Source organism: Kitasatospora sp. NPDC003701, from assembly GCF_053587085.1.
In genome coordinates this window covers 1-7,334 of sequence record NZ_JBSFNM010000131.1, presented here as the reverse complement: position 1 = coordinate 7,334, position 7,334 = coordinate 1, and the positions used below count along the sequence as shown (strand labels likewise).

Annotated in this window: 5 protein-coding genes; 2 read left to right on the top strand and 3 right to left on the bottom strand. The window is 72.6% G+C overall.

Annotation, left to right across the window (positions count from 1 at the left end; translation table 11 throughout):
- Positions 1-224 precede the first annotated feature (224 nt).
- On the bottom strand, positions 225-503 hold the full coding sequence (locus ACWDRR_RS43900) for a hypothetical protein (protein WP_449777957.1): 279 nt from the start codon (positions 501-503) through the stop codon (positions 225-227).
- Between the two features lie 221 nt (positions 504-724).
- On the opposite strand from ACWDRR_RS43900, the gene ACWDRR_RS43895 reads away from it, so the two are divergent.
- Entirely contained in the window at positions 725-1,936 is a 1,212-nt protein-coding gene (locus ACWDRR_RS43895; protein ID WP_449777956.1) for an FAD-dependent oxidoreductase, read from the top strand.
- Between the two features lie 258 nt (positions 1,937-2,194).
- Positions 2,195-2,842: an HNH endonuclease family protein gene (locus tag ACWDRR_RS43890; RefSeq protein ID WP_449777955.1), complete on the top strand. Its 648-nt coding sequence runs from the start codon at positions 2,195-2,197 to the stop codon at positions 2,840-2,842.
- Here the strand turns inward: ACWDRR_RS43890 and ACWDRR_RS43885 are convergent.
- Both ACWDRR_RS43885 and ACWDRR_RS43880 read right to left on the bottom strand, forming a co-directional pair.
- On the bottom strand, positions 2,829-3,020 hold the full coding sequence (locus tag ACWDRR_RS43885) for a hypothetical protein (protein WP_449777954.1): 192 nt from the start codon (positions 3,018-3,020) through the stop codon (positions 2,829-2,831). The two genes, ACWDRR_RS43890 and ACWDRR_RS43885, sit on opposite strands and share 14 nt — an antisense overlap.
- Positions 3,021-3,186: 166 nt before the next feature.
- Positions 3,187-7,161 (bottom strand): NACHT domain-containing protein, encoded by a 3,975-nt coding sequence (locus ACWDRR_RS43880; protein WP_449777953.1) that lies wholly within the window; start codon positions 7,159-7,161, stop codon positions 3,187-3,189.
- Positions 7,162-7,334: the final 173 nt, after the last annotated feature.

The following is a 7,334-nucleotide window of genomic DNA, read 5'->3' as shown; positions in this document are numbered from 1 at the left end:
CCCGACCGTGCTCCAGCTGGTCGTCTGGGCGGCGTACCTGATCCCGACCCTCGCGGTCTTCTTCGGCCTCCTCGGCGGCAGGCCCGCCAAGCCCGCCACCCCGCAGGCCGGCTCCGCGAAGACGACCGCCTGACCACCGACCCCCCGCCAGCACCCCACCGCCCCGCCCGCACCCGCCGGACGGGGCGGTTCGGCGTTTCCGGGGGCTCTGCGCCGTCGGACGGCTACCGGAAGGGACCGTAGGTGAACAGGAAGACGACGAAGACGGCGAGACCGACCGCCGTCATCACCCAGCGCGCCACGGGGATCTCCCGGCGCAGGTACTCCGCTTCGTGCTCCTGCCCGAGGTGCCGCTCGGCCTTGCCCCGCGCACCGGCCACCGACCACTTGCTGTAGCCGCAGGTGTCGCAGACCACCCGCACGGAGTTGGGCCGGCGCGAGACGATCCGTACGACGTGCTGGTGCCCGTCCGGATCCTCGCCCGTGACCCTGCTGTGCTCCATGGTCCGCCCCCTCCGGCATCCGCGCTTCGTACCGGAACATCGTGCCACGCGGCGCCGACAACGGGCCCCGGCCGAGTGTGGGACAGGTCACACCGCGGCGGTGGCCCGCAGGTGCAACTGCCCGGGCGCCGCCGTCGTACTGACGGGTGGACGGCCCGGCCGCACGCCGGGCCCGCGGGCCCGCGGATCCACCGGGCCCGCCCCGGACGGACGGAGTGCGGATGGATGCGGACGTGGTGGTCGTGGGCGCCGGCCCGGTGGGCCTGGGCGCGGCGCTCCTGCTCGCCCGCGCGGGGCTCTCGGTGGTGGTGCTGGAGCGCCGGCCGGGGCCGGTCGTCGAGTCGCGCGCGACGGACCTGCACGCGCGGACCCTGGAGGCGCTGACCCCGAGCGGGGTGGCCGAGTCGCTGCTGCCGCTCGGCCGCCGGGTGGACGCGGTGGAGCTGTGGGCGCAGCGGCGACGGCTGGGCGGGTTCGGCACCGCCGGGCTGCGCACGCCCTACCCGTACATCCTCACCGTGCCGCAGTGCAGCACCGAGGGCCTGCTCGCGGAGCGGGCCGCGCAGGAGGGCGTCCGGGTGCACCGGTCGACGCCCGTGCGGTCGGTGGCGGAGGACGCCGACGGGGTCACCGTGCGGCCGGAGGGGCTGGACCCGGTGCGCGCCCGCTGGGTGGTCGCCGCGGACGGCGCCGCCAGCACGCTGCGGACGCTCACCGGGACGGCGTTCCGGGGGCGGACGTACCCGGGCCGGTGGCAGCTGGCCGACCTGCGGGTGACGGATCCTTCGCTGGACCCGGCACGGGTCCACATGGTCGGCGGGCCGCGCGGCCTGCTCGTGGTGCTGCCGATGCACCTCGACGGCTGGGTCCGCGTGGTGCTGCACCGCCCGGCCGACGACCGGACCGGTGCCGACCGTCCGGTCGACGACCGCTCCGCCGACGGCGCCGGCACCGAGGGCGCCGACGGGTCGGCGACCCTGGTGGCGGAGGCCGCCGCCCGGGGGTGGACGGCGGCCGTCCACGAATGCCGCTGGACGAGCACCTTCCGCACCCACCGACGCCTCGCCGCACCCGGCGGGCCCCGGCGGATCCTGCTGATCGGCGACGCCGCGCACGTCTGCAGCCCGATCGGCGGCCAGGGCCTCAACCTCGGCCTGCGCGACGCGGTTTCGCTCGCCGCCGTGCTCCCCGGGGCGACCGCGCGCCGCGCCGCCGGGCCGGCCGCCGAGCCCCTCGCGGCCTGGCGGCGGGCCCGCCGCGCGGAGGCGGTGGGCGTCCTCGCCCGTACCGATCTCGCCACCCGCGCCTGGACGTTGCGCTCCGGCCCCGCCCGCGCCGCCCGGGACGGCGCCCTGCGCGCCGTCCTCGCCACCTCGCCGGGCCGGCGCCTGCTCGCCGAGTCCGTCGCCGGCCCGTACGGCGCGCGCCCCTGAGGTCGCACCTCCGCGCCCCGCGCTCCGGTGCGCGGGCCGCCCCGCGCCCCGCCGGGCGCGGCACCGCGCAGCGCCGTGCGGCCCTCGCCGGCGCCGTGCAGCACCGGCGCAGCGCCCCGCCGCGAGCTGACCACCGGTCAAAAAGTTCACCTCCAGGGTCTACCCGCGTAAACCCCTGACGCGCCATGCTGGTTGCCAGCCCGGGCCGCTTCGCCCGGGGGCTTCCGCCTGCCCTCACACCGATTCTGGAGTCCCCGTATGCCTGCGATACGCACGCTGCACCGCGCCCTGCCGGCCGCCCTCGGCGCCCTGCTGCTGGCCCTCACCGCCCTGCTGGCCGGCGCCGGCAGTGCCCAGGCCGCCCTGCCCACCCCGGTCTCGGCCGCGACGGCCCGCACCTACCTCGCCTCCCTCCCGGCGACCGCGGAGTCCCACGACGACACCTACGACCGGACGCTGTTCCCGCACTGGATCACCATCGCCGGCACCTGTAACACCCGTGAGACGGTCCTCAAGCGCGACGGCAGCGGCGTGGTCACCGACTCCGCCTGTGCCTCCGTCAGCGGCACCTGGACCTCGGTCTACGACAATGCGACCACCACCAACGCCTCCTCCTTCGACATCGACCACCTGGTGCCGCTGGCCGAGGCCTGGCGCTCCGGCGCCTGGGCGTGGACCACGGACCAGCGCAAGGCCTTCGCCAACGACCTGACCCGCCCGCAGCTGATCGCCGTCTCCGCGAGCTCCAACCGCTCCAAGGGCGACCAGGACCCGGCCCACTGGCTGCCGCAGACCTCCTACCGCTGCACCTACGCCCGCGCCTGGGTGCAGGTGAAGTACTTCTACGGCCTGACCGTGGACAGCGCCGAGAAGAGCACGCTCACCTCGATCCTCAACGGCTGCTGACGAATCGTTCCTGCCGAACAGCGCCGCCCGCCGGGACGTTCCCGGCGGGCGGCGCTGTCGACTTGTGGTCGAGGCTGTCGAGCCTTCGCCTGACGACATCGGCCGGGATCCGGGTGCTTGCCCGGATGGTGACGATGCCGAGCAGCAAGCCGCGCACGCCGCGGAACAGCGTGGCCACCAGCGGCTCCGGTCGGAGCCGCTGACGTGCAGGGCCGCGGAGGGCCGTTGCCGGTTGTCGTCGCCGTGCTCCGCGGACGCGGTCCCTGCGCGGCGGCTCCCGTGCGGTGGTGACGCGGTCGCCGAGGCGGACGGACGGTACCCATGGTCGGGCGATGAGGTGGACCTCAGGCCGCGCCGGTCGTCAGAGCCGCGTACAGCTCGGGCGAGGTCTCCCGCATGACCTGATCCTGCTCGTAGTGGTACTTCTCGGTGATCTCGCTCAGCCGGTCCGAGGACAGGTCGCGGGAGTCGGCGGGCTGACTCCGGTCCTTCATGAACGCCCTCAGCCAGGCGGTCGCCTCCACCTCGTACTGGTGGCCGATGGCTGCGAGGGAGGCCGCACATTCGACGCGTTCGTCGCCGGGGACGGCATCGTCATGTACCAGACCTCGCAGCACGCAAGCGGCTTCCTCGGCCCACCGGGGGCCGAGCGAGGCCAGTGCACCGGCGAGGACGCGGTGACGAGCTGGTGAAGCGGACCGGGAAGCGGCTATGCGGGTACGCAGATACCCGGCCACCTGGTGCGCGTACTCGGGGCGGAAGAGACCCATGCCCAGCAGCGCGCCGTCCTGGGTGTCCTCATCGACGGAGGGGTCGTCGGCGATGGACCGAAGGACCGCGTACGCCTCCTCCGCATGATCGGGCCCGAGGTCGATGAGGATGCGCGCCGCGCGGGCAGGAAGCGCCGAGGGCATGCTGGCAGTGGCGATCGCTTCCTGCAGGACGGCGGCGGCCTCTGGGCGGTACGCAGGCCCGAGTTCGGCCATGACGCGTGCGAGGTCGAGAAGTTCGTGGCCCCGGCCGGCCTCGGTGATGCGCCTCCGCAACACGAGAACGCCTTGTCGGGACGCTGCGGGCCCCGATTCGCCGAGCTCTTCCGCCGCGTACTGGAGTCGGTCGAGTTCCTCGTCGGGGTCGGCAAGCACCCGGCACATCCTCTCGACGAGCGACGACGGATCGGGCTCCGTCGCAGGGCGCAGGCTCCCCGGTCCTGCCTCGCGTGGCTGTAGCGAGCGCAACTCGGTCGCGGCCGCTCGCCGCACCGCGTCCGGGGCGTCCGGGTTCTCGGCCAGGGCATGCAGCGAGGTCAGTACCTCGCCGAGGCGATCGGGGCTCGTAGCGATGATCATCGCTACGGCACCGTGCACCTGGCCGACCTTCATGGCGCCCTCCGAGAGAAAGGCGATGAGCGTCTCACCCACCTGGTCGGCGCCCACCACGTCGAGGACCCTGAGTTCCTGCAAGGCCTCCGTGCGGTCGAGTACATCGGCGTGCGGAGAGTCCACAACGTCCCACAAGGCCTGCACGCACGGCTGGTGGTACGCCGGTGGACCCAGGTCGCTGAGCAGACGGGCGGCGTCGAGCCGGTCCGATGGAGCGGCATCGGTACAGGTGGCCGCCGAGAGGAGCACCGCTGCGGCTTCGTCCACGTACGTCTCACCGAGGGAGGCCAGGACCTCGGCGGCTCGGCAGATGCTCTCCGGCGAGCTCCACGGGTGACGGTACAGCCGACGCAGGGTGTCGGCCGCCCATTCGATCCGGGTGGGGTCGATGTCGAGTAGCGTCCGCACGATGTCGTCGAGGCAGTTGGGGTCTGTCTGCTCGTCGTCGGCAATGGATCGAAGAGCTTTGACGGCCTGATGCGGGCGGGAGTCGGCAAGTGCCCGGGCTGCCTCCGCTCGAATGCGGGGAGTTCGTCCTCGGTCCTCCGCCAGGGCCCGCAGATGTTCCGCGACCCGGGCCGAGCGGATGCGGCCCGCTGCCTGGAACCAGGCCCCCAACGGTCCGTCCTCACGGTGTACGGCGTCGCGCAGATGGTCGAGGAAGGCGGCGACCAGAGGTGCCCTCTCGGACTCGGCGCTCGCAGCGCTGCCTTCGCCCAAGAGGTACCCGGCGAGGAGTTGCCCGTTCCTCCCCCGTGGCTGGAGGTGACCCGCCAACGCGGCAGCGCTCCCGGGAAGCAGGTACGTGCGGTGGACGAGGGTCTCCCGGTCGACGTTGTCCTGAGGACTGCCCGTGTCCACCCCGGTCGGCCGGGCCCACACCTCATATCGGGACTGTGCGCGCAGTGCTCGGGTCAGGGCGTCCCTCCAGACCGCCTCCTCGGCGTCGAACCGCATGGGTAGCTGCACCGCGTTCGCCTCCGCCGCGAGGAACTCGGCGAAGCTCAGGTGGACGAAGCGCAGTCCGGAACCGGTGCGAACGAACAGGCCGGTGTCGGTGAGCGTCTTGGAGACGAGCTCCGGCCAGCGGAACATGCGACCGGTCTCCCTTTGACCCACCTCTCGTTCCGTCCAGGCGACCGCCTCCGGCAGCAGGTCCCCGGTCGAGCCGGTGACCTGGCACTGCGCGAGGTGGTGGACGAGATCGTCCATCTGCTCGCGGACGGCCTGCAGAGCCGGTTCGGTAGGTCGGGGGTCCTCGCCCCGCTGGACGCAGGTGCCGCTGCGCGACTCCCGCAGCAGGTTCAGGAAGCTCCTGTACAGGGTGTAACGATCTGTCGGTAGGGCGCTCCCGGGATGTTCCTCGTGGAGCATGGCGGCAAGGGTCGCCATGAGGGGTATCCGCACCAGGTCCCGCATTTCGGGCCGACCCGCCTGGGCCAGGAATCGGCCGGCTGCCGCCTCGTCGCCGAACCAGCTGCGGGCGAACCCCGTCAGCTGGCGGTGATCCAGGTACTGCAGGGCATACGTGGCGAAGCCGGCGTCGTGCAGCGGTTTCATGTGGTCGGGCTGGAGCGGCCGAGTGGTGATGACCATGCGGGGCCCACCGCCCTGCCGCGCGAATGCGGCGAGGGTCTTCACCATCCGGAGTAGGCGACGGGGGTCGCCGATCTCGTCAAGGCCGTCGATCATCAGCAGCCACGGCACGTCGGGGGTGGCGGCCAGAAGGTCCTGCGGCAGTTCGTGCTCGAGGTAGGGCCCGAGGGCCTTGGCCACCGCGCGCATGACCCGGGTGCTCAGCGGCCCTTCCGTCTCGACGAGGTCGAGTGCGGAGACCTGGAGGGGCAGCAGGAGTGGCCGGAGCCAGGGATCGTCGTCCAGGGGGCCGTCGAGGGCGCGCTGCGCGAGTCGCGCCGCCTCCTGGCGTGTCAGGGTGGACTTTCCGAGGCCGGCTTCCCCGACGATCAGGAGGTGCCGGGGGTCGGGACGTGCCAGCACCTCGTGGAACGGCTGTAGGCGAGGGGCGTCGGAGCTTGTGGGGGTGGTGGACAGGATCGACTGGCGGACGTAGGAGTCTTCGGCGGATGCCGGTCGTTCGACCAAGTGGTTCGAGAACAGCTCGGCGGCTCGAACCTGGGCCTGGAGCAGGGCGATGACGCCCTTGTCCACGCGATCCACGGCGCTGTCGGACAGGATGTACCCGCGATGCCGAAGCGCCTGGATCAGATGGCGACGGTGGAGCCACTGCTGCCGCTCGTTGAGCGCTTGCCCGATGGTCGTGAGGCTCTCCCACACGTGCGCCGCGTGCTCCGACGCACCGAGCGCCCTGCCCAACAGCTGCTCGGCGACACCGCGATCGGGCCTGCCTTCGTCCAGGTCCAGTACGAGGATCCGCAACACGCTGTGAAATCTCATCAGCTCATCGGCCGAGGGGGCCTGCCCGCTCCGTGCCCGCCATGCGCGCTCGACATGAGTACGGAGAGCACGCAGAGCCTCCTCCTCCGCCTCGTTGCGTCCAGCGTGCTCATCGGCGGCGGTGGCCAGCCGGTGGTTGACGACCGTGTCGAGAGCGATCCTGATCGACGCTGGGGCGGCAGCGTCCGTCACGATCACCAGCCTGTCCCGCTCCTCCTGGAGCGCCTGGCCGGGGATTCCGGCATGCCACTGCGCGACCGCCTGGTCGATGGCGGCGGCTAGGTCCGAGGTGGCCTTGTCACTGAGTTTCAAGCCGCTCTTCGACTGGATGAAGAGGCGGCCGTCCGCCCCCGAGCGCACCCCGTTCGCCGGTTCCGTCCGTACCCCGCAGTCGTCCATCGCGTAGGCGGTCTGCAACCCTACGGCGCTCACCACCGCATTCGGAATCAACCACTCCGGCAGCGGTGTTCGTGCCAAGGCGTGCGCGGCGAACCAGGTGAAGATCCTGGGCTCGCTGCCCACCCCACGTGCGGCTCCGGCGCCGCCTGCCGATGAACGTGTGGACACGGCCCCATTCAACCAAGCGGCACTGACAAGGTGGCATCGGGCAGCCGCATTCGGGGCAGCCCGGCCAACGGCTGCTGACGAATCGTTCCTGCCGAACAGCGCCGCCCGCCGGGACGTTCCCGGCGGGC

What these genes read in the sequence shown, in the direction of transcription:
- ACWDRR_RS43895 (WP_449777956.1), top strand. Translation starts at nt 725, where the DNA reads ATGGATGCGGACGTGGTGGTCGTGGGCGCCGGCCCGGTGGGCCTGGGC.
- ACWDRR_RS43900 (WP_449777957.1), bottom strand. Translation starts at nt 503, where the DNA reads ATGGAGCACAGCAGGGTCACGGGCGAGGATCCGGACGGGCACCAGCAC.
- ACWDRR_RS43890 (WP_449777955.1), top strand. Translation starts at nt 2,195, where the DNA reads ATGCCTGCGATACGCACGCTGCACCGCGCCCTGCCGGCCGCCCTCGGC.